This is a genomic window from Blautia sp. An81 (assembly GCF_002161285.1).
Classification (GTDB): Bacteria; Bacillota; Clostridia; order Lachnospirales; family Lachnospiraceae; genus Blautia; species Blautia ornithocaccae.
In genome coordinates this window covers 262850-287900 of the sequence record NZ_NFHH01000003.1, presented here as the reverse complement: position 1 = coordinate 287900, position 25051 = coordinate 262850, and the positions used below count along the sequence as shown (strand labels likewise).

The 25051-nt window shown below is 44.3% G+C and carries 24 protein-coding genes and 1 riboswitch; of the genes, 2 read left to right on the top strand and 22 right to left on the bottom strand.

Features of this window, described 5'->3' with window-relative positions; translation table 11 throughout:
• From B5G33_RS04920 to B5G33_RS04855, 14 genes are all read right to left on the bottom strand, one after another.
• On the bottom strand, nt 1-185 hold a 185-nt coding region (locus B5G33_RS04920), incomplete at its 3' end, for a formate--tetrahydrofolate ligase (RefSeq protein WP_143276496.1).
• Between the two features lie 299 nt (nt 186-484).
• The gene (locus B5G33_RS04915; protein ID WP_087269866.1) at nt 485-1060 is read right to left on the bottom strand and encodes a folate family ECF transporter S component; all 576 of its coding nucleotides are present in this window, start codon (nt 1058-1060) and stop codon (nt 485-487) included.
• Between the two features lie 148 nt (nt 1061-1208).
• A riboswitch (THF riboswitch) is annotated at nt 1209-1309 on the bottom strand.
• A gap of 22 nt (nt 1310-1331) precedes the next feature.
• Nucleotides 1332-1982 (bottom strand): DUF3786 domain-containing protein, encoded by a 651-nt coding sequence (locus B5G33_RS04910; RefSeq protein ID WP_087269863.1) that lies wholly within the window; start codon nt 1980-1982, stop codon nt 1332-1334.
• Between the two features lie 26 nt (nt 1983-2008).
• A complete protein-coding gene (gene acsV, locus B5G33_RS04905; RefSeq protein WP_087269860.1) occupies nt 2009-3943 on the bottom strand; it encodes a corrinoid activation/regeneration protein AcsV in 1935 nt (644 codons plus the stop codon).
• Nucleotides 3944-4033: 90 nt separating this feature from the next.
• On the bottom strand, nt 4034-4819 hold the full coding sequence (acsE, locus tag B5G33_RS04900; protein WP_087269857.1) for a carbon monoxide dehydrogenase/acetyl-CoA synthase methytransferase subunit: 786 nt from the start codon (nt 4817-4819) through the stop codon (nt 4034-4036).
• Nucleotides 4820-4872: 53 nt separating this feature from the next.
• Nucleotides 4873-6219 (bottom strand): acetyl-CoA decarbonylase/synthase complex subunit gamma, encoded by a 1347-nt coding sequence (acsC, locus tag B5G33_RS04895; RefSeq protein ID WP_087416905.1) that lies wholly within the window; start codon nt 6217-6219, stop codon nt 4873-4875.
• Nucleotides 6220-6243: 24 nt separating this feature from the next.
• Nucleotides 6244-7185: an acetyl-CoA decarbonylase/synthase complex subunit delta gene (gene acsD / locus B5G33_RS04890; protein ID WP_087269852.1), complete on the bottom strand. Its 942-nt coding sequence runs from the start codon at nt 7183-7185 to the stop codon at nt 6244-6246.
• 296 nt (nt 7186-7481) lie between these two features.
• Nucleotides 7482-9608, bottom strand: a complete 2127-nt coding sequence (acsB, locus tag B5G33_RS04885; RefSeq protein WP_087269849.1) for an acetyl-CoA decarbonylase/synthase complex subunit alpha/beta — start codon at nt 9606-9608, stop codon at nt 7482-7484.
• A 20-nt stretch (nt 9609-9628) separates the two neighbouring features.
• Nucleotides 9629-10396, bottom strand: a complete 768-nt coding sequence (locus B5G33_RS04880; RefSeq protein WP_087416904.1) for an ATP-binding protein — start codon at nt 10394-10396, stop codon at nt 9629-9631.
• Between the two features lie 34 nt (nt 10397-10430).
• On the bottom strand, nt 10431-12323 hold the full coding sequence (gene cooS, locus B5G33_RS04875) for an anaerobic carbon-monoxide dehydrogenase catalytic subunit (protein ID WP_087269843.1): 1893 nt from the start codon (nt 12321-12323) through the stop codon (nt 10431-10433).
• 28 nt (nt 12324-12351) lie between these two features.
• Nucleotides 12352-13122 carry an ATP-binding protein gene (locus tag B5G33_RS04870; protein ID WP_087269839.1) on the bottom strand — a complete coding sequence of 257 codons (771 nt, stop codon included), beginning with the start codon at nt 13120-13122 and terminating at the stop codon, nt 12352-12354.
• Nucleotides 13123-13149: 27 nt separating this feature from the next.
• Entirely contained in the window at nt 13150-14082 is a 933-nt protein-coding gene (locus tag B5G33_RS04865) for a methylenetetrahydrofolate reductase (RefSeq protein ID WP_087269836.1), read from the bottom strand.
• A 58-nt stretch (nt 14083-14140) separates the two neighbouring features.
• On the bottom strand, nt 14141-14323 hold the full coding sequence (locus tag B5G33_RS04860; protein ID WP_087269833.1) for a CooT family nickel-binding protein: 183 nt from the start codon (nt 14321-14323) through the stop codon (nt 14141-14143).
• Nucleotides 14324-14326: 3 nt separating this feature from the next.
• Nucleotides 14327-14641: a cobalt transporter gene (locus tag B5G33_RS04855; RefSeq protein ID WP_087269830.1), complete on the bottom strand. Its 315-nt coding sequence runs from the start codon at nt 14639-14641 to the stop codon at nt 14327-14329.
• Nucleotides 14642-14954: 313 nt separating this feature from the next.
• Here B5G33_RS04855 and B5G33_RS04850 point away from each other — a divergent pair, with 313 nt between their 5' ends.
• Nucleotides 14955-15791: an aldo/keto reductase gene (locus tag B5G33_RS04850; RefSeq protein WP_087269827.1), complete on the top strand. Its 837-nt coding sequence runs from the start codon at nt 14955-14957 to the stop codon at nt 15789-15791.
• 154 nt (nt 15792-15945) lie between these two features.
• Here the strand turns inward: B5G33_RS04850 and B5G33_RS04845 are convergent, their stop codons facing one another.
• From B5G33_RS04845 to B5G33_RS04830, 4 genes are read right to left on the bottom strand one after another with little or no spacing between them, the layout of a single operon-like run.
• Complete coding sequence (locus B5G33_RS04845; RefSeq protein ID WP_087416903.1) at nt 15946-16962, bottom strand: NAD(P)H-dependent glycerol-3-phosphate dehydrogenase; 1017 nt, start codon at nt 16960-16962, stop codon at nt 15946-15948.
• A gap of 5 nt (nt 16963-16967) precedes the next feature.
• Nucleotides 16968-17612 (bottom strand): glycerol-3-phosphate 1-O-acyltransferase PlsY, encoded by a 645-nt coding sequence (gene plsY / locus B5G33_RS04840; RefSeq protein ID WP_087269821.1) that lies wholly within the window; start codon nt 17610-17612, stop codon nt 16968-16970.
• A 3-nt stretch (nt 17613-17615) separates the two neighbouring features.
• Nucleotides 17616-18941, bottom strand: a complete 1326-nt coding sequence (gene der, locus B5G33_RS04835; protein ID WP_087416902.1) for a ribosome biogenesis GTPase Der — start codon at nt 18939-18941, stop codon at nt 17616-17618.
• Nucleotides 18880-20286 (bottom strand): DUF512 domain-containing protein, encoded by a 1407-nt coding sequence (locus B5G33_RS04830; protein WP_087416901.1) that lies wholly within the window; start codon nt 20284-20286, stop codon nt 18880-18882. The genes der and B5G33_RS04830 overlap by 62 nt, the downstream gene beginning before the upstream one ends.
• A 203-nt stretch (nt 20287-20489) precedes the next feature.
• Here B5G33_RS04830 and B5G33_RS04825 point away from each other — a divergent pair, with 203 nt between their 5' ends.
• Nucleotides 20490-21653, top strand: a complete 1164-nt coding sequence (locus tag B5G33_RS04825; protein WP_087269812.1) for a ribose-phosphate pyrophosphokinase — start codon at nt 20490-20492, stop codon at nt 21651-21653.
• A gap of 62 nt (nt 21654-21715) precedes the next feature.
• Here B5G33_RS04825 and B5G33_RS04820 read toward each other — a convergent pair whose 3' ends face one another.
• From B5G33_RS04820 to B5G33_RS04805, 4 genes are all read right to left on the bottom strand, one after another.
• Complete coding sequence (locus B5G33_RS04820; RefSeq protein WP_087416900.1) at nt 21716-22918, bottom strand: PcsB-like coiled-coil domain-containing protein; 1203 nt, start codon at nt 22916-22918, stop codon at nt 21716-21718.
• 124 nt (nt 22919-23042) lie between these two features.
• Complete coding sequence (pgeF, locus tag B5G33_RS04815) at nt 23043-23906, bottom strand: peptidoglycan editing factor PgeF (RefSeq protein ID WP_087269806.1); 864 nt, start codon at nt 23904-23906, stop codon at nt 23043-23045.
• Between the two features lie 3 nt (nt 23907-23909).
• Complete coding sequence (locus B5G33_RS04810; RefSeq protein WP_087269803.1) at nt 23910-24287, bottom strand: YraN family protein; 378 nt, start codon at nt 24285-24287, stop codon at nt 23910-23912.
• A complete protein-coding gene (locus B5G33_RS04805) occupies nt 24284-25051 on the bottom strand; it encodes a ribonuclease HII (protein ID WP_087269800.1) in 768 nt (255 codons plus the stop codon). The genes B5G33_RS04810 and B5G33_RS04805 overlap by 4 nt, the downstream gene beginning before the upstream one ends.

Here is a 25051-nt window from a genome sequence, read left to right as displayed (position 1 = left end):
GCTGTAACAAGAATCAGTTTTCCATTTGGAGCGTCGGATTCGTTCAGTAAGTTGTAGTCGATCTTTGCTTTGTACTTTCCGTACTGTTCCAGATATTTTTCATCAATACCTGCTTTCTCCGCAATCTTTGTGATTGGCTCCATGACACATTCCTGTGCGATTTCGATGTCTGATTTGAATCCCATACCAAATACCTCCTTTTTCTATACAGATGGAAGCTCTTTCTGCATCCATCTATGACCAGACAATATTCCCTGTACATATTTACTGTCTGGTATTTTAAACCGGATATCCTAGGCAGGCAGAGAACAAAGCAGGCAAACCCGCCTCAACTCCCTCTCCCCTCAATCTTGAAAGGATCAAACACTTTGTGCGCTGCCAAGGACTGATATCCGGCTTCCCCCAGCAGCCTCCAAGTGCAGATGTAATATATACACCTGACTTTCTGCTTTGGGAAATAAAATGGCTTCAGCCATATTATTTTCTATTTCATACTTTTATTATCTGCAGTATTTATCTGGCCTACCTTTCCTTTTCCCTCTGCAATGCTTTTCTTTACAAAACCTGTAAGAGGGCTCTTGTACAAGAAAAATACAAGAACTGAGTTAACAGCCGTAAGCATGATTGTCTGCACTACGCGGGTTGCGTAAAGCACAGACCAAGGTGTTCCATAATACATATGGAGACCGATGCAGGTAAAGCCCAATGCTCCTACGAGTCCATGTATAACAAGGATTCCCACAACTTTCCACAAAGCTGGTTTTTTCTCCATCACATGACGGAAAAGTCCGGGAAGCACACCTGCCAAAATGGCAGACACTGAAATCAACGGGTTTGGCGCATATCCCTGAAGAAGACTTCCTATCAGGTCCCCAAGGAAACCGCAGATTCCTCCAACAACCGGGCCGAACCAGAAACCAGCCAGATAAACAGGTGTCTGGCTCACTGTGATTCTCAAAGTCGGTCCGATATTAATAGCAACCAATCTTGCAAGCACGATATTCATTGCAATGATCACGCCTGCAAATGCCATAATTCTTACTTTATTTGCATTTTTCATCTGTTATAAATCCTCCTCTTTTGCTGTCTGGCAGCACACCAGGATCTTCTTTTCCTTTGCCAGTCCTGGTCTGCACAAAGAAACCTATGCTCTGGTATAGTAGTTACTACACCAAAGAGAAGAATTTATAATCTCAAGTCTTTAATGTAGTAGCGGATGCAATATTACATCGTGGACGATCCGAAGATCACCTTCGTTCATGGACAACTTCCCATCCCATGACACTTAACGCGCAATACCTACTCTACTATTACTTCACATTGTCTGATTTTTAAGACAGCTTTTTTTCTAATGCTTTCATCATATTGATGGAAATATCTCCCACCACAGCTAAATCTTCTGCCGCAAAGCTGGCGGCAAAATTATCGGAAAACAGAATCTGTGAGGAAGGTGGAAATTCATCGTCTCCCTCCCAGAGAATGAATTTTATAAAAAGATTGTCCATAAATTCCAGTTTATAGGAACAATCTCCTTCTGTAGATTTTTCTGCTCCTAAATGTTCCATGATCTTTTTGAACGTTTCCAGTTTATTCCCATAGGAAAATGCCAGACGCATAAGGCATCGCCCCTGAAACTGTCTAAAATACACCTCTCCCCATGGAACCTCATGGTAAGTAATAAACTTACCGGAAGAAGGCGCCGCATGTCTCTCTGCCATATAGCGGGCAATGAGAATTTTCGCATTCATGGCTTCTTCAAGAGGATAGACTCCAACAGAGTCCTCCTCATGATGAATCTCATAATCCGGGAATGAAACAAGGTACGTGGTTCCCATAAGATGCAGAGTAAACAGACCTTTCTCCTGATCATAGGGAAACCCGGTCCGCTCACTGATCTCCTCAGGCTCTAATTCTCTATAAGCCTCCAGATAATGCTCATATGGGCGCTGTTCTTTGCTGTCTTTTGCATAATCGAAATTCATATTTTCACCTCGGATATTTTTGTAGTCTATTCCTGCGTACAGGACGGAAACAGCGATGTATCCGTATGTGGAATAAAGCAGCAGGCAACAAACTCATCCATATAGGTAGGAACTGCAGACAGTTCCAGATAAGTCATATTGGATGCTAACTCATAGCATTTGCGCTCTGCCTCTCTGGAAAGAAGCATAGTATAAGCGCCGGACAGAGAAGAATTTCCAATATAATGGAATTTTTCCAGGGGAATATCCGGGAACATGCCAATCCGCACAGCATTTCTCATATTAATCCCACTTCCAATTCCTCCTGCCACATAGACATCATCAATCATTTCCACGTCGAAATCAAGAGAAGCCAGCATAGTACGGATAGCAGAGAAAATTGCTCCCTTTGCCCGGATAAAATTATCAATATCCACTTCATTGATTTCCACATCTTTTACAGAACCTGCCTCTTCCTCAAAAGCCAGGACATAACTGCCCATGCCGTACTGGTCATGGCGCACACGTTTTCCCTCCCGGATAAATTTACCCTTAGGGTTGATGATGCCCGTACGGAACAATTCTGCGATCACATCGATGATCCCGGAGCCGCAAAGACCAATAGGCTTCTGACCTTCCTCACCGATGACATGATAAGAAGGCTCCATTGTCTCTTTGTCAATGGTACAGGCCTCGATAGCTCCATCTGTAGCCCGCATGCCGCAGCTGATATCTCCGCCTTCGAAGGCAGGTCCTGCAGAGCATGCACAGCTCATCATAAAATCAGAGTTTCCAAAGACTAATTCACCATTTGTGCCTAAGTCGATGAATAAAGAAAATTCCGGACGATTCCAAAGCATACTTACCAAAGTACCGGCTGTGATATCCCCGCCTACATAACTTCCGATATTGGGGGCCACAATAATATGTGCGTCTCTGTTAATCCGGATACCAATATCAGATGCAAACAGGGAATTGGTTTTGAAAAATGTAGGAATGTAAGGCTCCATGCGGATGGGATCTCCTTCCATTCCAGTCAGCAGATGATTCATAGTAGTATTTCCTGCCACGCACATGCGGTAAATATGGTCAGGATTAAAACCACTGGCTCTGCACATCTGTTCAATCATTGGATTGATAGTTTCTTTGATCACCGCATCCTGAAGCTTCTTGCTTCCTCCCGGTTTCATGGATTCAATGATACGGTTGATCACGTCTGCGCCGTAACGGATCTGTCCATTCCCGGCAGAGGCCTTTCCGATAATCTCTCCGGTTTCCATATTGATCAGAAGGGCGGAAACTGTGGTGGTTCCAATATCCACTGCCAGACCGCCGATAACTACCTCTGCACCTTTTGGATATACGTCATAGACAAAAATATCTTCTTTATCCACAGAGGTACGGATCACACAGCACACCTGAAAATCAGATTCCCGGAAAACCCGGGCGATTTTATTTAACACCTGGAACGGAAGGCGTACTCTTGCAGCTCCTGTTTTTTTCTTAATAGCCCGCATAAGCCGCTCATTATCCGGCATTGTGTCGTCTAAAGTTGGCACATCCATTTCCACATCCAGGACACCCATGCTGTTTGTCAAGGCAATTCCTGCTGCTTCTATATCATTTTTTGCATTCTCGAAAATTTCAATTTCTTTATTCGAGCTTAAATCCGCAACTTTCATTCTACTGCGGTAAGCAGATGCAATATCAGGTACCTGTACCGCAACATCACCTGTCACCTTACTTACACATGCCAGTCTCCATCCTTCGCTGTATTCCTCATCGGAAATATGCCGGGTCTTTGGGGAATCTATATTACCCTCCAGAATTTTTACTTTGCATTTTCCACAGGAAGCATTACCGCCGCAAGGGGCATCGATAGCTACGTTTACCTTCCGGGCTGCTTCCAGCAGATTCTCATTTTCCTGGGCAAAGGTCGTGACATCCTCGCCGCTTCCGAACTTAAAAGTCACTTTAAACATAGGAATTTCTGCCTTTCTTTGTTTTATACAGGAACTGCCGCACGAAAATGTGCAGCAGCTCCTCTCTCATGTTCATCTTTATCTGTAATATTAAAGCTCCAGATAAGAATCTGCATATAATGTATTGTTCTTCAGAACGTCACAGGATTTAATTGTCTCCATAAGTCTCTTGTCGTTAGGATTAACAATAGCAGATGTCAGTCCCTGCATCATAGCCATAGCAACCATAGCAGAGTCCATGATCGGACGGATATGTTTTGGCATACCGTTGGAGTTATTGGAAAGACCACCTGTAGAATTCAGTCCCATATCGCTGAACATCTTGATAGCTTCCAGGATTTCCATCTGTTTTTCCTGCATACCTTTAACAACCAGGAATAAAGGATCGAACCAGATATCAGCAGCATCCATACCGTGCTCCATACCTCTTTCAAGAAGTGTCTGGCAGTACATCATACGCTCGTCATTATCTTTTGCAAGGCCTTCGCCGTTGCAAAGAGCGATACAGATTGCATCGTTTGCTGCTGCCAGGTCAAGATATTCAATTCTGCCAGCTGCATCTGCGGAGTTTACAATAGGTTTTCCTTTTGCTCTGTTATATACAGAGATACCAGCCTCGATAGCTTTTTTGTTGGAAGTATCCAGTGCCAGAGGAACGTTGTCGAAGTTTGACTGAAGGAGTTCTACTACCCATTTCATTAAATCTTCGCCGTCGTTCTCAGCAGGTCCGATGTTTACATCCAGGTAAACAGCGCCTGCATCCAGCTGCTGTTTTGCTCTTGCCAGAATCGGTTCAGGATCTCTCTCTGTAAAAGCTTTGTTTACTGCAGGTGCAGTTGTGGAAAGTCTCTCACCAATTGTAATAAATTTTGCCATAATGTTTCTCCTTTTATAAAAAATTTTCTTTTAACAAGCTCTTTTTGCAAACATTAAGCAGTTAAATCTTTCAGGAATTTTACTAACTGTACAGCCTCCAGAGGAGCTACAATGATTTCCCATCCAGGAAGTTTGGACTCGATATCGCCCTTCAGTACGGCAACTTTTCCAGGAATAACCAGTTTTCTGCATTTTACTTTGTCTTCTACATTTTCTTTGATGTAAGTTGCAACAGAAGTGGAAGACAGTTTTCCTGCTGCCCATGCTGTCAGTACGGAAAGTCCGCCTGCATCGGAAATGATCAGGTTGCATGGAACACCGGAACGCTCCAGCTCGCCGGAAACAACGAAATATGTAAGAGCAAAGTCTACAGTTGTCAGACACAGAGAATTTTCATCTGCTCCGTTTAATGGATAGATGCCTGGTTCAACCTTCATTGGTTTCTGAGGATCTGTAAATACGTTCTGTCTCAGACCGAACAGAGGAAGTGCCTCAGCGTAATCCAGAGTTTCCATAACAACGATAGAACCATATTTTACTGTAAACAGAGAAGCCAGTGCCTGCTGCAGATATCTGTCACCATGAGCAACTGCTGCTGTATTTACGATTGTAGGATAACCGAAAGTTCTGTCCTGATCTTTCAGAGAAGCGCGACGGATCTGTACAGCGTTTGCATATGCTTCTTTTACAGAAGCGCCTGTAGCATCGATTACCAGGTTCTTATTTCCGGCTTTCTCTAAAGCTGCTACTGTATCATAGATTTCATTTAAGTCAGCGCCAGATACTCCCAGAACAACTCCTGCTTCTTTAGCGATATCGTTCATAGCAGCATAGTTTGCAGCTGTAGCACCGTTTAATACTGGTTTGCCATCTTTGCATACTTCCAGAGCTGCTTTTGCAACTTCTGCGTCTTTACATCCCAGGATCAGAGTCTTGCCTGTTGCTGCTGCTTTCTTCACCATTTCTACATAGCGGTCTTTGTCTGCACCGTCCTGATAGTTCACGTAAACCATTTCCACGTGCATTCTTTCACCGATACGCTCATAATCAACCTTCTGAAGTTCAGCAATCTTTGCATCTACTGCTGCGTCATCCATGCATGTGCAGAGAGAAACAGCATATCTTGTCTTGCTGACAAAAGTTTTCTCATGTCTGAATAAAACAGTTTCTCCGCCTAAGGTGTATTCTCCTTCGCCTGTTCCAACCTTGATAGTTTTCATTGGGGGAGCAGTAGCCTCAGACAGCTCTGCCAGAGCTTCCTCAGACATATGCGGACATTTGGATATTTCCAGAGCGCCCTGAGCAACTTTCATAGCAAAAGCCATACATGTAGGGCAGCCGCATTCCTTACAGTTTTTCTTTGGTGTCATTTTAAAGATTTGAATACCTGTTAATGCCATTTTTAATATCCTCCTGTTTTACGATTACATTAATTCTTTAATCATTTTTGAAATAGTTGCAACGGACTGAGGATGTTTCAGGATAACGGCGTCAGAACCGGATGCTAATACAGCAGCTGCTGTCTGAACTTCCATGCTGATTCCTCTTTCTTCCAGAGGACCCCACTCAGGCATATCCTCTTCAGTAGCCATAGCCTCTTTTACACTCCATGCTTCATCAGCAACTGCTGTGATGATAGGCATCTGCAGCATATTATCATTCTGAGATAAAGCAGCACCTTTAATACGGTCCATAGTAGAAACAACATATTCAAAACCATAACCCACTGCAGCAGAACCAACGTTCATTACGATATCCTGAGCCTTAACTCCCAGCTGAGTCATAACAACGTTTAACTGTTTTGCAAGGTTGATATCAACGGCAGATTCAGCGCCTACTTTCTGGTTGTAAGCAAGACCTGCAGCAGCACCTACAGCTTTGTAGTTTTCTTCTCTTGCAGACATTACCAGAGCGTTCTTGCCCTGCAGAACTTCAGCTACCTTTGGAAGCAGTTCTGTGTCTTTTTCAACATTTTTGCATCCTTCTACTACCAGAGGACAGGTAACAGCGTCTGCAACTTCCTTTACAACTTCGATCAGTTCATCAATAGATTTGTCTTCTCCATTAGGATCTCCGCCCTCTAAGCGCAGGCAGACAAAATCAGCGCCTTCCATTGTCTCGGCTTTTTTTGCAATTTCTCCGATAGTAGAAGCGCCTTCGTAAAACTTCTGGATACCAGGAATATTGGAAGCAATACCCAGATCGGAAACTTCTACACCAATCTTCGGTGCATTTTCCATAGGAGCATCAAATGTATAGAAAGGAAAAGTACATTCTCCTCCTAATTTGATCGCTTTGTCTCCGCATCCAATCTCAACTGTATTAATGCTTGCATTGAACTTCTGTGGTTTCTGATTAAACGGCATTTCTATGAGCCTCCTTCATATTATTCTTTACAACAGGCGGTCCGACAAAGGTACCGTCCCATTGTATATAAACGGCAAAGAGGTAAATGGCAGCCCTCTATTTTGCCGCCTACATTATACTACATTACACGCAATATTGACAAGTTTCCCCTGTAATATTATACAAAAAACTTTATAAAACTACGGTCTGTTCTGTGACTTATTTGGAGTTTTTTTGTCAATTTACTTTTACACAGGAAACGGGAGGCCTCCTGCGAGACATCTCCCATTTCCCGATACTGCATATTTCTAAATTATTACATCATTGGTTCCATGCCCAGTGCAGGATGGTTTTTCTCTGTCAGGAAAGCAACCAGTGTTTCCGGATCTGTTGCAATGGTCTCATCTCCGACCATATCTGTAAAGTTGTCGATTCCGTACAGTTCTTTAGCTGTTTTGTTCAGTCTCTCTGCAACAGTATCTTTCAGTTCCTTAGGCATCCATACGATACGCTCGATACCGCCTTCTGCCTTCATGAACTTCTTGGAAGAAATGAAGTGTTTACCATGTCCCATGAATCCAGGTGTCTGAACACCGCCGCCTGTCATAGAAGCCAGCTCTGGGAATGTCATTCCAAGAGGTGTCATTCCTGCATACTCACGGTTTGTGATAACAACACCGTTAGAGAATGGCTCAATACCGCAGATACACTCAAAACATCCGCAGGAGGTCATTGGTTTCTCCATGATGGAGTACAGAGATACATCCTGTAAAGCACCCTGAGAGAATTTCTGAACAGCTTCGTTAACGTCTTCGTATTCGCCGATCCTTTCATCGATAGGTCTCTCTTTTGTGATTACCTGACATGGTCCGTTTGGATCCAGCTGGTTTGTAGCTTTTGCATCCAGCCATGAAACGGCTCCGCAAAGTCCCAGACGTTCCGGAGTTACCACGCATACGTGAGATGGTGAGAATGCCTGGCACAGGATACAGCTGTAGTAAACATCAACAGATTCATCTGTAAGAGTATCCAGACGCTCGTCACGTTTGTCAAAGGTTGGAATAGCAACTTCATGACGTACTCTTGTACATTCAGCAGGATCTGTATAGATAGTTACCTCGCATTTATCAACAACTGCGTCAAATTCGTTTTTAACAGAAACATAAAGTACTTCACCGATATGTTTCAGACGGAAGCCTGCGTTAAAAGCTTCTTTTCCGATACGGATACGGAGCATATCACGCTGTCCTGTATGATATACGCCCTCAATACAGTTGATGTAGTTATGGAACTTACGCTCGATAACCGGCTCAAAGTCAGACTGCATGTTCTTTCCAGCGACTTTTACAACATAGGCGATGGTATTCTTACTTCCCAGTTCCATTTCGTCTACGTCAGGACCTACAATGGTGATCTTGTGATCTTCAATCTCTGTAGCGTCTACAGCCTGTACCAGCTCAGCACAGTCTACACGAGAACCATCAAATTCAACCTGCATATCGCCGCGGCGGATGATCTCACCTTCAAATGCAGAAGCGAAAGCAACAGGAATATCGATATTTGTAATTTTGATCTTAATGTCACGGGCTTCCAGAGATGTTGCGTTGAATTTGCTTACATCTGGCTGGCAGATCAGGCTCTTTGGTACTTCAGCTACGCCTTCCTGGTTTGTGATTACAGGGAATCCTAAAGCAATAGCGCCGGCACCGCATGCTACGATCACATCGTTTAAAGGAGCAAAAGCATTTACAAATGCAGGAACACGTTCCATTGTGTACTTCATCAGATTTCCTGCATCTCCCGGTGTGATGTTACCGAAGATCAGGGCTGCTCTAAGAGCAACAGATACAACATGGATAACAGCTGTTACGTCTTTTCCTAAAGGAATAACACGAAGGTTTGCACCAGTCTTCATACCGGCCTCTGATAACTGATCAATGATATCGCCAACCAGTGTTACCAGAATACCCTGTGCCTGATAGCTCTTAACCAGGGCTACAGCTTCTTCTGTAGTAGGAGCTTTGCCTAAGATAACGGCTACACCTGGGATATCTCCAGTTACAAGGGGTACACCCAGCTCACGGATCACAGCATCTGCCAGATGTCCGTAGCACGGCTCTTCATATGGAGTTGCTCCGTCAATATATTTTAATACTTCGATAAACTCAGCACAAAGAGCAGTTGCAACACCGGACATGAAAATGTCATGGGTTCTGTTTTCTCTTGTCATAAGAGTTTTTACTACGCCCAGAGCATTTTTTAATTCTCCTAAAGTGCCAACCTTTACACCTGTTACAGCATAGTAGCATGGCAGGCTGTATGCTGTGTTTGGAAAGCTGACAGCTTTGTCAGCACCGTGCTGTTCAATAGCAGCATTAATTGCATTTTCTGTCAATCCATAGACAGCGTCATTTCCGCTGAATACTGTTTCAAATAAAGTCAATGTTTTTTCCTCCTAACATCTCATAATCCCTGATCGATTATGTTTTTAATTTGTGTGATTTCTTCTTTTACTGTATTGCTGAAATCGTAAGGGGATTTTCCCTGACGATCTGCATCCATAACTTCTGTGTTGTAGTGAATGAAGCCCAGGAGATCCTCTGCCGGTATACGGCTTCTGACAAATTCTTCATCCTCTGCATTTCTTACTTTATTGGCAACTACACGTACCTGTTTGACCCCTAGATCATCTGCAAGGCGCTTTACATTTTTATAAGTCTGTACGCTTCTGGCTCCTGGTTCGATCACAACGATAAACTGATCCATGGATTCTGTAGTTCCACGGCCCAGATGCTCCAGACCGGCCTCCATATCCATGATCACAACATCGTCTCTGTGCAGGACCAGGTTATTGATGATCCTTCTGAGCATAACATGCTCCGGACATACACAGCCGCCTCCTCCTGTCTCCACTGTTCCCAGAACAAGAAGCTTTACACCGTTTACCTCTTTCGAGTATGTATCCGGAATATCGCTGACCTTAGGATTCAGTGTATAGAACTGATTATCCTCTCCGGCCCCTGTTCTTTCTTCAATGAGTTTTCTCATTTTAGTAATGGGGACTATAGAATCCAGGGTTTCTTCGTCAAACCCCAGAGCCAATCCAAGATTGGCATCCGGGTCTACGTCTGCTGCGAGAACATGTTTTCCTTCGTCAGCATAAAGCCGGGCAAGAGTTGCGGCGAAGGTGGTCTTTCCCACACCGCCTTTTCCTGTAACCGCTATTTTCATGTCATTCACCTTTCCTAGTTATGTTTCAGAATTATTAGATGCCCAGGGCAGCTCTCTTTTCTTCGATTCTTGCCATCATGGCATCACCTAATTTATCAATATCTTTTTCTACAGTAAACGCTGCTTCACACCACTGTCTGGTGCCGTTTGTCAGGATTTCAACCATTTCGCTGGAGCCTGATGCATATGGATCTACGCCCAGGAATGTATCAATACCGGAACCGATAACATAGTTTCCGATAGATACTGCCTTCTCAGACATCCATTCTGGAGCACAGCCTACAACCGGCAGCTGTGAAATATGAAGACCTGCATCTTTAGCAAGAGTTGCTGCCAGAACCAGCATACGGGAAATATCTACACAAGATCCCATATGAAGTACCGGAGGAATATCTGCCAGTTCGCATACTCTCTTCAGGCCATCGCCACACACATCTTTTGCTGCCTTATCCATAAGACCTGCCTTAGCAGCAGCCTGTGCAGAACAGCCAGAAGCAATGACGATGATGTCGTTTGCCAGCAGCTTCTTCATCAATTCGATATGAGCCAGGTCAGGACGAACCTTTGGGTTATTACATCCAACCATAGCTACAGCTCCTCTTAATACACCGGAGGTAATACACTGAAGCAGCGGTTTTGTGGTTCCAAGTTCGTCAACCTGTGTATTGGCAACGCCGTCCAGAGCTTTTACGATAGCTTCTGTAGAATATCCAACAGTTGCTTTCTGTTTCATCTGAGGAATGTAAACAAGTTCCGGTTTTCTGTTCTTAAAGTTCTCAATTGCCAGCTTCACGATCTGAGTAGCCTTTTCCAGTGCGGAATGAGCATCAAAGCGAATAAACTCGGAATCCGGCATCTGTGCGATTGGAGATGTTGTAATGAACTTGGTATGGAAACATTTGCTCAGAGGTCCTAATGCAGGGAAGATACACTGCACATCTACAACGATAGCTTCGCAGGCTCCGGTGAGCACTACGTTTTCCTGCTGAAGGAAGTTACCTGCCATTGGGATTCCACGACGCATGGCAACCTCGTTAGAGGTACAGCATACACCGGAAATAGTAATTCCTTTTGCACCCATTTCTTTTGCATATGCAACCATTTCAGGACTGTCAGCCACTTCGCAGATCATTTCGGAAAGACTTGGGTCATGTCCATGAACAACGATATTCACGTTTTCTTCTACCATAACACCCAGGTTCGCTTCTGTCTCAATAGGCTTTGGTGTACCGAAGAGTACGTCAGAAAACTCTGTTCCCATCATGGAACCGCCCCATCCATCAGAAAGTCCTGCACGGATAGACTGTTTTACCAGGGCTTCTGGTTTGGAAGAACATCCCATGTGAGCCATATGTAAGGAGCATGATACTTCACGGTCAATAGCCCGTGGTGCCAGTTCATTTTCTTCCCACAGTTTCTGCTGGGATTCCGGAGCTCTCTTTAAGAATCTCTGAGTTCCGAAAGGTTTTCCGTATTCCATAAGGCCTTCATAAGCCACTTCATGAGCCAGGTCGTAAATGTCTTTTCCTTCTGTCTCAATTCCCCACTCTTTTGCAATGCGGATCAGCTTATCAGGATCTTTTACTTTATAGCATCCATCTGCTGCTGTAGCATAAAGAGTGTGGCAGATCTCACGTCCGTGATCGGAATGGGTAGCAGCTCCGCCTGCTGTAAACTTCAGATAATTACGTCCTACGATACCGTGTACATCACATCCACAGATTCCTCTTGGGGCTTTCTTCGTGATACGGCATGGTCCCATTGTACAGATACGGCAGCAAACGCCTTCTTCACCAAATTTACAATGGGGTGTCTGGTTCTTTACACGAGCCTGCCAGGAATCAGCGCCTACTTTAGCACCTGTCTCTAACAGTCTCGCAGTAGCAGCTTCAAATTCTTCTACTGTAGTTAATCTGAATTCACTCATGTTATCCTCCTTTATGTCGCCTCTTCTCTTAAAATTCTAATTTGTCCACAATTTCCCGAATGGCTTTTTTCACAGGCGAGTCTTCGGGAAGGTCAACGGTTGGCGTCCCGTCACAGTCATACTCATAGACTGTATCATTTTGTGGTACTACTCCCAGTAGATGAAGACCTTGTTTTTCGATCTCTTCTCTGGTTCCTTCATTAAGTTTTCCATCAGGGGCTCTGTTTACAATCAGTCCTACCTGTCTGGGGTGCATATTGCACTCTTTAATCAGCTGGGCGATCCTGCCGGCAGCCTGAACGCCTCTTCTGGAACAGTCGCTGACCAGAATCGCTGTTTCCATGTTCGGAAGCACACCTCTGCTGATATGCTCCATACCAGCTTCATTATCCACAATAATATAGGGGTAATTCTTTTCAAGTCGCTGAATCTGTGCCTGAAGAAGTCCGTTTACAAAGCAGTAACAGCCTTTCCCCTGAGTGCGTCCCATAACCAGCAGATCAAAGTCGTCAGACTCTGCAAGAGCATCGTCAAACTTATACTCCATATAATCTGCCTTTGACACGCCTGAAGGAATCGGGTTTTTAGAAGCCATCTCTGCTCCTGCCACCTCTTCTCTGATTTCTCCCAGAGTAGTCTCTACCTCCACTCCCAACACTTCATTAAGATTGGAGTTTGCATCCGCATCCACTGCAAGGATGGGACCTTTTCCCTTTTCGCCCAGATACTGTATGATCAGTCCCGTTAATGTTGTCTTACCTACGCCGCCTTTTCCTGCGACTGCAATTACATGTGCCATAAATCAGGCGCCTCCTGAATTTAAATTTTAAACAAGTGTACGAAGTCCAGATCTTTCAATAATTTCAGATACGTCTTTCCACTTATTCAACGCATACAGATGGATACCATTAACACCAAGTGCCCGGTACTCATCAATCTGTCTGATGGTATACTCGATACCCTCTTCTTTAAATTCTTTCACCTTTTTATCATAGAACATATCAAAGGGCTTACCCTCTGCGTCCTTAGGATTGAAAGGATTCGGGAACAGCCAGTGTCTGGAGATGAGTCTGGACAATTCACGGTCCATTACACAGCCATTCCGGGACAGAGCCATATTAATAGTGGCGGCCTGATCCAGAATCGGCATAATCCCCACATCCACCGGCATGGTCACGCCTGCTTTACGAATAGCGTCCAGCCAGCGTTTGAACTGTTCCATGTCCCAGCAAAGCTGAGTCATGATGTAATCAGCTCCGTTATCCTGCTTCTGCCTCAAAACGGAAATATCCGCTTCCAGGCTGCGGCATGCGATATGTCCTTCCGGAGAGCCTGCTACTGCGATTTCAAATTTGTCGCCATATTGATCTTTTACAAATTTCACAAGATCTGTGGCATAATCAAAATCCCCGCAGGTAGTGGTTTCCCCCAGAGGAAGATCGCCCCGAAGAGCCAGCATATGATCTACGCCTTCCGCCAGATATTGATCCAGCTGCTCTTTGATGCCCTCCTTTGTGTTACGGATAACCGTGAAGTGAGTCACAGGAATAGGGCCAGCTTTTTTGATCATCTGGCAGACTTCCCTGTTTGCTCCTACGTTTCCCCCTCCTGCGCCGTAGGTACAGGAAATATATTCCGGTTTATACTTGCACAGATGCTCAATCGTGCCCGGAAGATTTTCCATGCCTTTCTCGGTCTTCGGGGGGAAAAGTTCAAAGGAAAGGAGCATTTTCTCCTTCATAGCCTCTGCTAGTTTCATTGGTCTTTACCTCCGCATATTGTGTTTTATTTTAAGGGTTTCCCCATAAAACCTTTTGTTATTCACAGTCTAGCTTCACAATGCTGTTGGCCAGATCTACCATCAAAATCCTTCCAACGATGGTTTTCGTTTCTCCCATAATATCTCGGAGAATCACTTTATCCCCATCCACATCGATACGGCTGACCATTTTCAAAATTACGGTATTGTCACTTTCTTTCTGAACAGTTGCAAGACACATGATCTACGCCTCCTTTAAGTGTTCTTTTACCAGTGTCAAAGCCAGTCCAAGGCGCATATTTCCTTTCTGAAAATCTGCCACTCCTTCTTTAATCGTCTTAGCTGCATCTTCCATTCCAAGTTTCTGAAGATTCTCAGCCATCTGATCCAACTCCTGGGCATGATGTTCATTGTGTGACAGCATATAATTCAATAAAGCTACCACTTCCTGAGAACAATTCTCCTGGCAGTTATCGCTGCAGCTTCCGCAATGTTCATGCTGATGAGCCTCCCCTCCATGAGGGATCACATTACCATTTTCATCTTTGATTAAATGCATTTTTCCATCCTTTCCAGGCCCTTTTTCATATTTGGGCACACTGAATGACAATAATTTATCAATTAGCTTCATTATACATGGTTTACTATGTTTTATCAAGCTATTTTATGTATTTTTCTTAGTGCTTTCCCTCCCCTTTTTACCGTCTTCTTCCGAAATTATAATTTATGTAAAAACCTCTTATTTTAAAGCCCGTGACCTTTGTGGATTTTGATTTGTGTTTGAATAAATTGTGAATTTTAATAAATATGACTAACATTCTTCATATTTTCATGGTATACTATCAACGATTGTAAAAAGGAGGTTTGGTGTTATGTCTTTTGGCGAACATGTAATTCATCTAAATGACGGAAGAGAAATGCCGCTGTTAGGCCTTGGCGTTTACAAAGCCACTGACGACGGAGAGCTGAAACAGGCAATATCAGATGCCGTGTCTTCTGGCTACCGCTTGATCGATACAGCTTCTTTCTACAAAAACGAAGAAGGAGTCGGTAAAGGAATACAGGCTCTTGACACACCAAGAGAAGATTTATTTATCACGACGAAGATATGGAATACTGCTCAGAGAATCGGAGATATAGAAGACAGTTTTAACCGGAGCCTGGAGCGTCTGGGGCTGGACTATGTGGACCTCTATCTTATCCACTGGCCTGTGCCTGGATGTTTTGGAAATACCTGGAAAGTAATGGAAAAACTTCGGACAGATGGAAAAGTAAAGTCTATTGGGGTATCGAATTTCAGTATTGCAGACTTGGAACTGCTGAAGACTGTTTCAGATGTAGTTCCCGCAGTAAACCAGGTAGAGTTTCACCCCCTGTTTAACCATCCTGAATTGAAAACTTACTGTGAAGAAAAGGGAATTGTCCTTCAGGCTTACGCTCCTCTGGCAAGAGGCGCCTATATGAACAGTCCTCTGATGATTGAAATAGGAAAGAATCATCAGAAAACCCCCGCCCAGGTAGGATTGCGCTGGCTTGTTCAGCAAGGCATCGGCGTAATTCCCAAATCTGTGCATAAAGAGCGGCTGGAGGAAAACAGTCAGATCTTTGATTTTGTTCTTTCCGAAGAAGAGATGGCTGCTATTACAGCAATGGATGTACAGCAGCGGGTAGCCGGAGTTCCCGAAGACATGGCTCCTTATATATTATAAGTTTTCTTCCATGCCATGGCATTTTGTTGGAAGAACCCAACCGTACATATCCCATACAAAAGAGGCCTTTTCTCACAGAGGGACCGGAATATCTATTTTCCCTCTGTGAGAAAAGGCCTCTTTCTATTTCTCTTTATCTCATCTATCCAGCTGATCACTCTGGTTTCCAGGAAACATCCCAAGACTCTATTTTCCGGTCTCTCAGCATCAAATCCTGAACTGCAAGGTCCGGAGACTTCTTCTCAAAAAGGACCTGGTATACCTGCTGGATAATAGGCATTTCAACCTGGTATTTCTGAGAAAGTTCCCATCCGGCTTTTGCGGAATACACACCTTCTACTACCATTTTTACTTCTTTCATAGCTTCTTCTGCAGTTTTTCCCTGTCCCAGGAGGATTCCCGCTCTCCGATTCCGGCTGTGTCTGCTGGCACAGGTAACGATCAAATCTCCGATACCGGAAAGGCCATAGAAAGTTTCTGCTTTGGCGCCCATGGCAATTCCCAGTCTGGTAATCTCTGAAATCCCCCTGGTAATAAGAGCTGCCTTAGTATTGTCTCCATATCCCAGACCATCTGCTGCTCCTGCTGCCAGAGCAATGACATTTTTCAAAGCTCCCCCCAGCTCAATACCCAGCACATCTGGACTGATGTAAGCCCTGAACACAGGACTCATAAAAATATTCTGTATATATTCTGCAGTCTTCCGCTCTTTTGCACCTGCCACACAGGTGGTAGGAAGCCCTCGGCTCACCTCTTCTGCATGGCTGGGGCCTGAAAGAACACAGGCCACCGACTCAGGTATCTCTTCTTCTATAATGTCAGTAAGGGTCATCAGTGTTCCCTCTTCTATTCCCTTAGACACATTGACGATCAGCTGCCCGTACCGTATATAGGGTTTAATTCTTTTGGCAGTCTGCCGCACAGCTACAGAGGGGACTGCCATGATCAGGATATCTTTTCCCACCAGGGTCTTTTCCAGATCATTGGTAATCTCCAGAGATTCCGGAAGCTGAACACCAGGAAGTTTTTCCCTGTGTTCTCTTGTCCAGACAAGCTCTTCTGCCTGTTCCAGTCTGTGAGACCAGAGCGTAGTGTTATGTCCGTTATTTACCAGAAGTATTCCCAAAGCCGTTCCCCAGCTGCCAGCACCAATAATTCCAATATTTGCCATATCCCTTACCTCTTTTTACTGAGAAAAATCTTGTTTTCATTTCCATGGAGCAGACGGCCAATGTTCTGTCTGTGTCTCCAGTATGCCAAAACCATGAGCAGAAACGCTATCACATACATTTCATAAAGCACCGGCTGGCTGCAGGGGTACATGCCTGTTTGCCCAAAAGCAAAAAGGAGCACCACAAAGCACAGATATCCTGCCAGAGAGCAAAGGGATACGTAATGGGTGGCAAAAAACAGTGCAAAAAAAACTACTGCGCAGATGAGAAAAATTCTCCAGTCAAAGGCAAGGAGAAGTCCTACTGACGCTGCAATTCCCTTTCCTCCTTTAAATTTCAGATAAAAGGGAAAATTATGTCCCAGGATGCAGCCTGCTCCGGCATAGAGTTCCAGAAGACGGATATTGTCTCCGAAACTATTGCCGAACAAAAGTCTTGCGGCAGCCATGGCAAGTACGCACTTCAGGATATCCCCCAGCAGTGTCAGCGCTCCTGCCTTTTTTCCCATAGTCCGGAAGGCATTAGTCGTACCAGCATTCCCGCTGCCGTGCTCCCGGATATCAATTCCCTGTTTTCTTCCGTAAATATAGGATGTCTGGAAAAGCCCTAAAGCATATCCGATAACCAGACATACGATACGTTCCAGCATTTTCTATTCCCCCTCTTTTCTTTCTCTGATAATAAACTTCAGAGAAGTTCCTTTAAAGCCAAAAGCCTCCCGAACTTTATTTTCCAGATATCTTGTGTAGGAAAAATGCATCAGTTCTTTGCTGTTTACAAAGATAACAAAGGTAGGCGGCTTCACAGAAACCTGAGTAGCATAGAAAATCTTCAGCCTTTTTCCTTTATCAGAAGGAGGCTGCTGCATAGCTACCGCTTCCGTAATGATCTCATTCAGAACTCCCGTCTGGATACGCAGGGTCTGGTTTTCCAGCACCATGTCAATGGTCTCAAAGAGCTTCGGAATTCTCTGTCCTGTCTTTGCAGAAATAAACATAATTTCCGCATAGGGCATAAAGGAAAGGATTTCTCTTACCTTATTTGTAAATTTATATATGGTTTTATCATCTTTTTCAATAGCATCCCATTTATTTACAGCAATGACGATTCCCTTTCCTCTGTCGTGGGCAATCCCTGCGATCTTAGCATCCTGTTCCGTAACCCCTTCCTCTGCATCGATCATCATAACTACTACATCTGCCCTCTCTACAGCCGTCACTGTACGGATAATGCTGTAGCGTTCCAGCTCCTCTTTGATCTTGTTTTTCCTTCTCAGACCTGCAGTATCTATAAAAATATATTCTTTATCCTGATAGACCACTCTGGTATCAATAGCATCTCTGGTGGTGCCGGCGATATCGGAAACGATAACTCTATCCTCTCCTACAATCTTATTGATCAGAGAAGATTTACCTACGTTGGGCTTGCCCACCACAGCAATCCTGGGGATTTCATCCTCTTCCTCATCCTGGGGAATATCCTGAAAGTGCTCTGTTACCTTTTCCAGCATATCTCCCAGCCCCAGCATAGAGGCTGCAGAAATCGGCACTGGTTCTCCGATTCCAAGATTATAAAATTCATAAGTGTCCATCATATACTTCTGGAAACTGTCTACCTTATTTACCACCAATACTACAGGTTTCTGGCTTCTGCGAAGCATATCTGCAACTTTACTGTCTGCATCTACCAGTCCCTGGCGGACATCGGTAATAAAAATGATCACATCTGCCGTATCAATGGCGATCTGTGCCTGCTCCCTCATCTGAGAAAGAATGATATCTTTACTCTCTGGCTCAATACCTCCGGTATCGATCAGCGTAAAGGTTTTGTCCAGCCAGGTAACATCGGCATAAATCCTGTCACGGGTAACTCCCGGGGTATCCTTTACTATAGATATCTTTTCTCCCGCCAGAGCATTAAAAAGTGTGGATTTTCCCACATTGGGCCGTCCCACTATAGCTACAATTGGTTTGCTCATACATTTGTCTCCTTTTATGTTCTCTGCCTGCTTCTCTGTTCAGAACAGCCTCTATAAGATCAGCTCCTTCTTCTCCTACAATCTTCACAGACACCTTTAATTCTCTCTCCACATCTTCCACAGTCACATCATCCAGGAAAACGTTTTCTCCGCTTCTCAGCATATTGCAAGGGAGAAGAAGGTATTCCCCCAATTCTTTTCCTTTCAGCTGCTGGATCAGATCCTGTCCGGTAAGAAGGCCGGACACAGTTATCTGCTCTCCAAAAAAACGGTTTTTTATATTATACCCCCGAACCTGTACATTTGGAAATTTTTTCTGGATTTTTTCCATATAACGACTGATAAAGGGGTAAGCAAGGTTTCCCGTAGCAAAGGCCAGGGTCTCTCTTCTGTCATCTCCCTCCTGGCCTTCTAACGCCTCAGTCACCTGCTCTTCTAAAAGCCGCAGCATTCCCACACCGTTTTCCAGCTGCAGATATCCGTCATACCGCTCTTCTTCCGGCAATTTTCTCTCTGCCAGAAGATACCACTCATCACTGGCATGGATAAAATGCAGACCATACTGTTCATACAGCCTTTTCTGCCATATCTCAATCTGATCGATGACTCTGCAGGCATCCTCCTTATCAAAAGGTTCCAGAGGATATAGACCTTCCCTAAACCTGCTCAGGCCTACAGGTACCACAGAAACACTTTTTAGATGAGGAAGATATTCGGAAAGGTCTTTTATACTCCTCTCAAGTTCTTTAGCATCGTTGATCCCTTTGCACAGAACAATCTGTCCATTCATCTCAATCCCCGCCTGGTACAGCCTGTCCACCTTTGGAAAGATATCTCCTGCAAATCGATTGTGGAGCATCCTTCGCCGAAGCTCCGGATTTGTCGTATGGAAGGAAATATTTATAGGGGCCAGATGATACTCTATGATCCGGTCAATATCGTGATCGCTCATGTTTGTAAGGGTCACATAATTCCCCTGAAGAAAAGACAGCCGGGAATCATCATCTTTAAAATAAAGAGTTTCCCGCATTCCTGGAGGCATCTGATCGATAAAACAGAAAATACAGTGGTTGCTGCAGGAACGGTATTCGTCCATTAAGCTGTTCTCAAAGACGATTCCCAGATCTTCCTCATATTCTTTCTCCACTTCCAGTTCCCATTCTTCTCCGTTTGCCTTTTTGACTAACAGCAGTATTTCTTCATCATTCACCAGGTAGTGATAATCGAAAACATCCTCAATGGCATTTCCATTTATAGAAAGAAGCTCATCTCCAGGTTCCAGCTCCAGTTCCCAGGCAATGCTTCCCTCTTCCACTTCTCTGATTATGTGTCTGGATTTTGTCATATATACCTCTCTCTTTTCCGCAAAAATAAGCGTTTCTGTTCATCCGGCAGCAGCCGGAAATACCAGCTGCTCTGCGGCTAGTATACCAACAAAGCAATAAAAAAGCAATATTTTTCCTTGACTGGATATTATGTCGAATGTTATAACTTAATGTGTATGATGTAAAAAGAAAGTAAAATACAAGAAATTACATGGAGGTCTTTATGATCAATATCAGTTTGCTGGAAAAATCTATTCCAGTGGCCCCTATCAAAATAGCAGCTCTGGAAAGCTGCGCTCAGCTGGCATCTCAGGTAGATGCCCATCTGGTTCAATTTCGAAAAGAATTAAATTCCCACAATCAGTCCGGACTTAATTTCCGAGGCTATGCAGAGGATAGCTTCCTTATTGATTGTGAATGCCCACGTTTTGGTTCCGGTGAAGCCAAAGGCGTGATCAGCGAGTCCATCCGTGGAACCGACATGTTTGTTATGGTAGATGTATGCAATCACAGTATGACTTATAAAATCTGCGGTCATACCAACCACATGTCTCCGGACGATCACTATCAGGATCTGAAGAGGATCATCGCTACAGCAGCAGGAAAAGCCCACAGGATCAATGTGATCATGCCATTCCTTTACGAAAGCCGCCAGCACAAGAGAAGCAAGAGAGAATCTCTGGACTGTGCTCTTGCCCTTCAGGAACTGGTGCAGATGGGTGTTTCCAATATCATCACTTTTGACGCCCATGATCCCCGAATGCAGAATGCCATTCCTTTGTCCGGTTTTGACAATTTCATGCCTACCTACCAGTTTTTAAAGACAATGGTCGCCTCTATTGATAACTTTAAAATCGATAATGAGCATCTGATGATCATCAGCCCTGACGAAGGCGCTATGCAGAGAGCTGTGTATTTTTCCAATATTCTCGGTGTAGATATGGGAATGTTCTATAAGCGCAGGGATTACTCTACAATTGTAAATGGAAAGAATCCAATTGTAGCTCACGAATTCCTTGGCGATTCTGTAGAGGGAAAAGATGTGGTAGTCATTGATGATATGATTTCCTCTGGAGAAAGCATGCTGGATGTCGCCAAAAAACTGAAAGACCGAAAAGCCAGACGGGTAATTGTCTGCACGACTTTTGGCCTGTTCACCGATGGTCTGGAAAAATTCGATGAATACTACGAAAAAGAGTATATCTATCGTGTTATCACTACAAACCTGAGTTACCGTAATCCGGAGCTTCTGAAAAGACCTTACTACCTGGAAGCAGATATGAGTAAATATCTGGCTAGTATTATGGATATCCTGAATCACGACCTGTCTGTGGAAAAGGTAAGGAGCACAACCCAAAAGATCAATCAGCTTCTCAAGAGAAGCTGACAAAAGTATCAAAAAAACAGAAGGATGAAAATTCCTTCTGTTTTTTGTTATGTATAAATTATTTAATTAACCTGGTACACATCTGCATAGCCGCTTCCGAACTGAAGAGCCTCTCCATGGGTATTAAAGAAAATATCCACATGTCCATAAGAAGTTCCCCTGTCTTCCACTGTATAGATCGTTCCATTGATCATCAGTTTTGTTCCTAGAGGAACACCGCCCATGGCAACCGTTCTTCCTGCTGTAGCCTGAGTTCCGCTGGCGGTGATTCCGTCAGACTTACCACAGCACTGAGTGCAGGGACAATACCCTGTAAGCCGGAATCTTCCCAGATATGTATTGCCGCTGCCAGAATCAGAGGACTGACTTTCCTGGCTTCCTGAGGATGACTCTGAAGATGATGAGGAAGATGACGTTGTTGTCTGGGTATTCTCCTGACTGCTCTGAGAAGATTCTGATGCAGCCTGCTGCTGCTCTGCCGCAGCCTCTGCCTGGCGCTGTGCCTGAATCTGTGCAGCCTCTTCATCTTTCTGCTGTTTGATCAGAGAATTGATCGTATCCTTCTGGCTTTCAATCTGAGCCATTAACTTTTCTGCATTTCCCTCTTCCTGGGAAATCTGTCCTTCATAATCCTGAATCTGCAGATTGGTTGTTTTCACAACCTCATAGATTTCGTCCTGCTTGTCCAGGCTCTGCTGTTTCAATTCTTCCAGTTCCTGCTGTTCTTCCTGGATACTGGCTTCTTTTTCCTGTATCTCTTCTGTTGTCTTTTTATACTCTTCCAGCATGTCCCTGTCGTAATTTGTAATCTGAGACATATTCTCTGCCTGACTCAGAAAATCAGAAATAGAGTTAGACTCCAAAAGCATAACCACATATGAGCCTTCTGCATTTTCGTACATATACTGGATGCGGAGCTTCATATCGTTATACTGCTGCGCTTCTTTTTCTTTGGCAGCCTCCAGCTCCTTTTCAAGTTTCTCCAAAGTCTTCTGTGTCTCATCTGATTTTGTCTGAATTTCCTGCAAATTTTCTTCCAAGTCGCCCAGCTGTTGATTTAACTCCTGCAAGTACCCTTCCAGATCGTCTTTCTTTGATTCCAGACTGTTGATCCGGCTTTGAGCGTCGTCCAATTTCTGCTGGTTTTCCTGCTGCGCATTCTGAGTATCTGTAATCTTCTGCTGGGTGGAAGCGTAACAGGGGGATGCAGCCAGACTCACTGCCAACAGCCCCATAAGCAGGCTTGTAGTTGTTTTGTTCTTCATACCAAAGCTCCTTTTCACTAACGCTTAAGATTATATCATAGAATCTGTGAAATGAACAGTGGTTTTTCATTTTTTTGTAACATTTATGTAATATTGCCTAAGATGCTTTGTAAACTTTATGCAACTATTCCATTGACGGCCTGATTTCCAGAAAAGCTGACAGATTTCCCCTTTTTCCTTTACTGGCCCTGTGGGAAAAGAGCAGCTCCGGGTTGCAGCAGGTACAGATTCCGGGAAAACTAATATGCTCCTTGGGAATCCCTTCCTCAAGAAAGATTATTTCGTTGGCTCTCCAAAGGTTTAGCTGATATTTTCCATTATCTTTTCTGTAAATAAAGTGTTTTTCCTTCTGGCTTTGGGGAAACTCTCTAAAAAAAATCTCTGCCACATCCTGGCTCACCTCATAACATTTCTGGCAGATAGAGGGGCCAATAGCCGCATATATCTCTGATGACTTTGAACCGAAGGCTTCTTTCATCGCTCCCAGCATATGGCGTCCCATTCTGGCCGCTGTTCCTTTCCAGCCGGAATGAGCCAGACCTATAGCATTATGAACTGGATCCATAAAAAACAGAGGAACACAGTCTGCAAAAGAAGTTACGAGAGTCATGCCTGGTATATCTGTGATCAATCCGTCAATGTCCTGATAGTCCAGGGGCTTCAGAATCCCCTTGCCTCCATCCTCTTTTTTTACCTGACGGATATTGACTGTGTGAGTCTGCTGAGAGCACACTGCCCCCTCCAGGTCAAAGCCTATGGCCCTGGCAATACGCCGGTAATTTTCAGACACATTTTCTTCCAGGTCCCCCCTCTGAAAGCTTAAATTCATAGTGCTGTAAATTCCCTGGCTCACGCCTCCCAGCCTGGTAGAAAAGCCATGACAGAACTGGGGAAATTTTTCAAATGCCGGATAGGTAAGATAAACGACCCCTTCCTTTTCCTGTACTGCCATATGTTCTTCTGTGTCTTTGTCCCATTTAATTTTCATCATTCACCTCTTAAAAGAAAACGCATTCTTTATCAATGTGGTCTTCTCTGGCAAAATTCCCACTACATCAAACCTGCAGGGTGTGGTATCACTCAGCCCATTTTTCATCATATAATAAAGGGCTGCTCTTGATATCCTCCGCTGCTTTCTTCCGTTCACAGCTTCCTGGGGAGTCCCCCGGTCTTTTTCGCTTCTGAACTTTACTTCCAGAAAGCAGAGATATTCTCCCTCTCTGGCAATAATATCAATTTCTCCTGCAGGGCAGCGGAAATTCCGCTCCAGAATTTTATAGCCCCGGTCCTGGAGAAAATCTGCAGCAGCCTGCTCATAGCGGCTTCCAATCTTCTTAGAAGAGTCCGGGCCTTTTCTCCCGCCGGTCATGTCCTGTCCTCAAAAACATTTCTTATAAAAGTTTTTCTATGTATAGGAGAGGGGCCATATTTTCTCAATGCCTCAATATGTTCCCTGGAGCCATATCCCTTATGGGACGCAAATCCATACTCCGGCATGATCTTATCATACTCCCGCATCAGCCGGTCTCTGGTAACTTTTGCCACAATACTAGCTGCAGCAATGGAAAGGCTTTTACTGTCTCCTTTTATAATGGGCACCTGGGGGATCTCTATTCCCGGTATAGTAACTGCATCATTCAAAAGAATCTGCGGTCTCACAGGGAGTTTTCCTACTGCTTCTCTCATAGCTTCATAGGTGGCCTGCAGGATATTAATCTCATCAATTCTGGCCGGACTGGCAAAGCCTGTTTCTGCAGCCACTGCTTTTTCTATGATCTCCTCATAGAGTTCTTCTCTTCTTTTTTCGGAAATCTGTTTAGAGTCATTCAGGCCCAGGATTTCACAGTCTTTTGGCAGGATTACCGCCCCTGCCACCACAGGTCCTGCAAAAGGACCTCTTCCTGCCTCGTCAATACCGCAGACATAACCCAGATGTTCATATTCATGCTCATAGGCTCTCATTTTCTCCAGACGTACTCTCTCTGCCTCCAGCTTTTCCAGCCGTTTCCCAGCCTGTTCCAGAAGATTCATGACCCCTTTGCGCTGGTCTTCCCTGTAATTCTCCATAAGAGCCGGAAGTTCTTTCAGCGCAGCTCTTTTAAACTCTTCCTTTATTTCCTGTATGCTCTTCAT

Excerpts from the sequence above, each read along its gene's own strand:
- B5G33_RS04855 (WP_087269830.1), bottom strand. The coding sequence starts at position 14,641 with ATGCATTTAATCAAAGATGAAAATGGTAATGTGATCCCTCATGGAGGG.
- B5G33_RS04915 (WP_087269866.1), bottom strand. The coding sequence starts at position 1,060 with ATGAAAAATGCAAATAAAGTAAGAATTATGGCATTTGCAGGCGTGATC.
- der (WP_087416902.1), bottom strand. The coding sequence starts at position 18,941 with ATGAGCAAACCAATTGTAGCTATAGTGGGACGGCCCAATGTGGGAAAA.
- B5G33_RS04830 (WP_087416901.1), bottom strand. The coding sequence starts at position 20,286 with ATGACAAAATCCAGACACATAATCAGAGAAGTGGAAGAGGGAAGCATT.
- B5G33_RS04860 (WP_087269833.1), bottom strand. The coding sequence starts at position 14,323 with ATGTGTCTTGCAACTGTTCAGAAAGAAAGTGACAATACCGTAATTTTG.
- pgeF (WP_087269806.1), bottom strand. The coding sequence starts at position 23,906 with ATGAAAATTAAATGGGACAAAGACACAGAAGAACATATGGCAGTACAG.
- B5G33_RS04825 (WP_087269812.1), top strand. The coding sequence starts at position 20,490 with ATGATCAATATCAGTTTGCTGGAAAAATCTATTCCAGTGGCCCCTATC.
- B5G33_RS04820 (WP_087416900.1), bottom strand. The coding sequence starts at position 22,918 with ATGAAGAACAAAACAACTACAAGCCTGCTTATGGGGCTGTTGGCAGTG.
- B5G33_RS04810 (WP_087269803.1), bottom strand. The coding sequence starts at position 24,287 with ATGACCGGCGGGAGAAAAGGCCCGGACTCTTCTAAGAAGATTGGAAGC.
- acsC (WP_087416905.1), bottom strand. The coding sequence starts at position 6,219 with ATGGCATTAACAGGTATTCAAATCTTTAAAATGACACCAAAGAAAAAC.
- B5G33_RS04850 (WP_087269827.1), top strand. The coding sequence starts at position 14,955 with ATGTCTTTTGGCGAACATGTAATTCATCTAAATGACGGAAGAGAAATG.
- B5G33_RS04870 (WP_087269839.1), bottom strand. The coding sequence starts at position 13,122 with ATGGCACATGTAATTGCAGTCGCAGGAAAAGGCGGCGTAGGTAAGACA.
- B5G33_RS04805 (WP_087269800.1), bottom strand. The coding sequence starts at position 25,051 with ATGAAGAGCATACAGGAAATAAAGGAAGAGTTTAAAAGAGCTGCGCTG.
- B5G33_RS04865 (WP_087269836.1), bottom strand. The coding sequence starts at position 14,082 with ATGAAACTAGCAGAGGCTATGAAGGAGAAAATGCTCCTTTCCTTTGAA.
- plsY (WP_087269821.1), bottom strand. The coding sequence starts at position 17,612 with ATGCTGGAACGTATCGTATGTCTGGTTATCGGATATGCTTTAGGGCTT.
- acsD (WP_087269852.1), bottom strand. The coding sequence starts at position 7,185 with ATGCCGTTTAATCAGAAACCACAGAAGTTCAATGCAAGCATTAATACA.
- acsE (WP_087269857.1), bottom strand. The coding sequence starts at position 4,819 with ATGGCAAAATTTATTACAATTGGTGAGAGACTTTCCACAACTGCACCT.
- B5G33_RS04910 (WP_087269863.1), bottom strand. The coding sequence starts at position 1,982 with ATGAATTTCGATTATGCAAAAGACAGCAAAGAACAGCGCCCATATGAG.
- B5G33_RS04845 (WP_087416903.1), bottom strand. The coding sequence starts at position 16,962 with ATGGCAAATATTGGAATTATTGGTGCTGGCAGCTGGGGAACGGCTTTG.
- acsV (WP_087269860.1), bottom strand. The coding sequence starts at position 3,943 with ATGTTTAAAGTGACTTTTAAGTTCGGAAGCGGCGAGGATGTCACGACC.
- B5G33_RS04880 (WP_087416904.1), bottom strand. The coding sequence starts at position 10,396 with ATGAAAATAGCGGTTACAGGAAAAGGCGGTGTGGGAAAGACCACCTTC.
- cooS (WP_087269843.1), bottom strand. The coding sequence starts at position 12,323 with ATGAGTGAATTCAGATTAACTACAGTAGAAGAATTTGAAGCTGCTACT.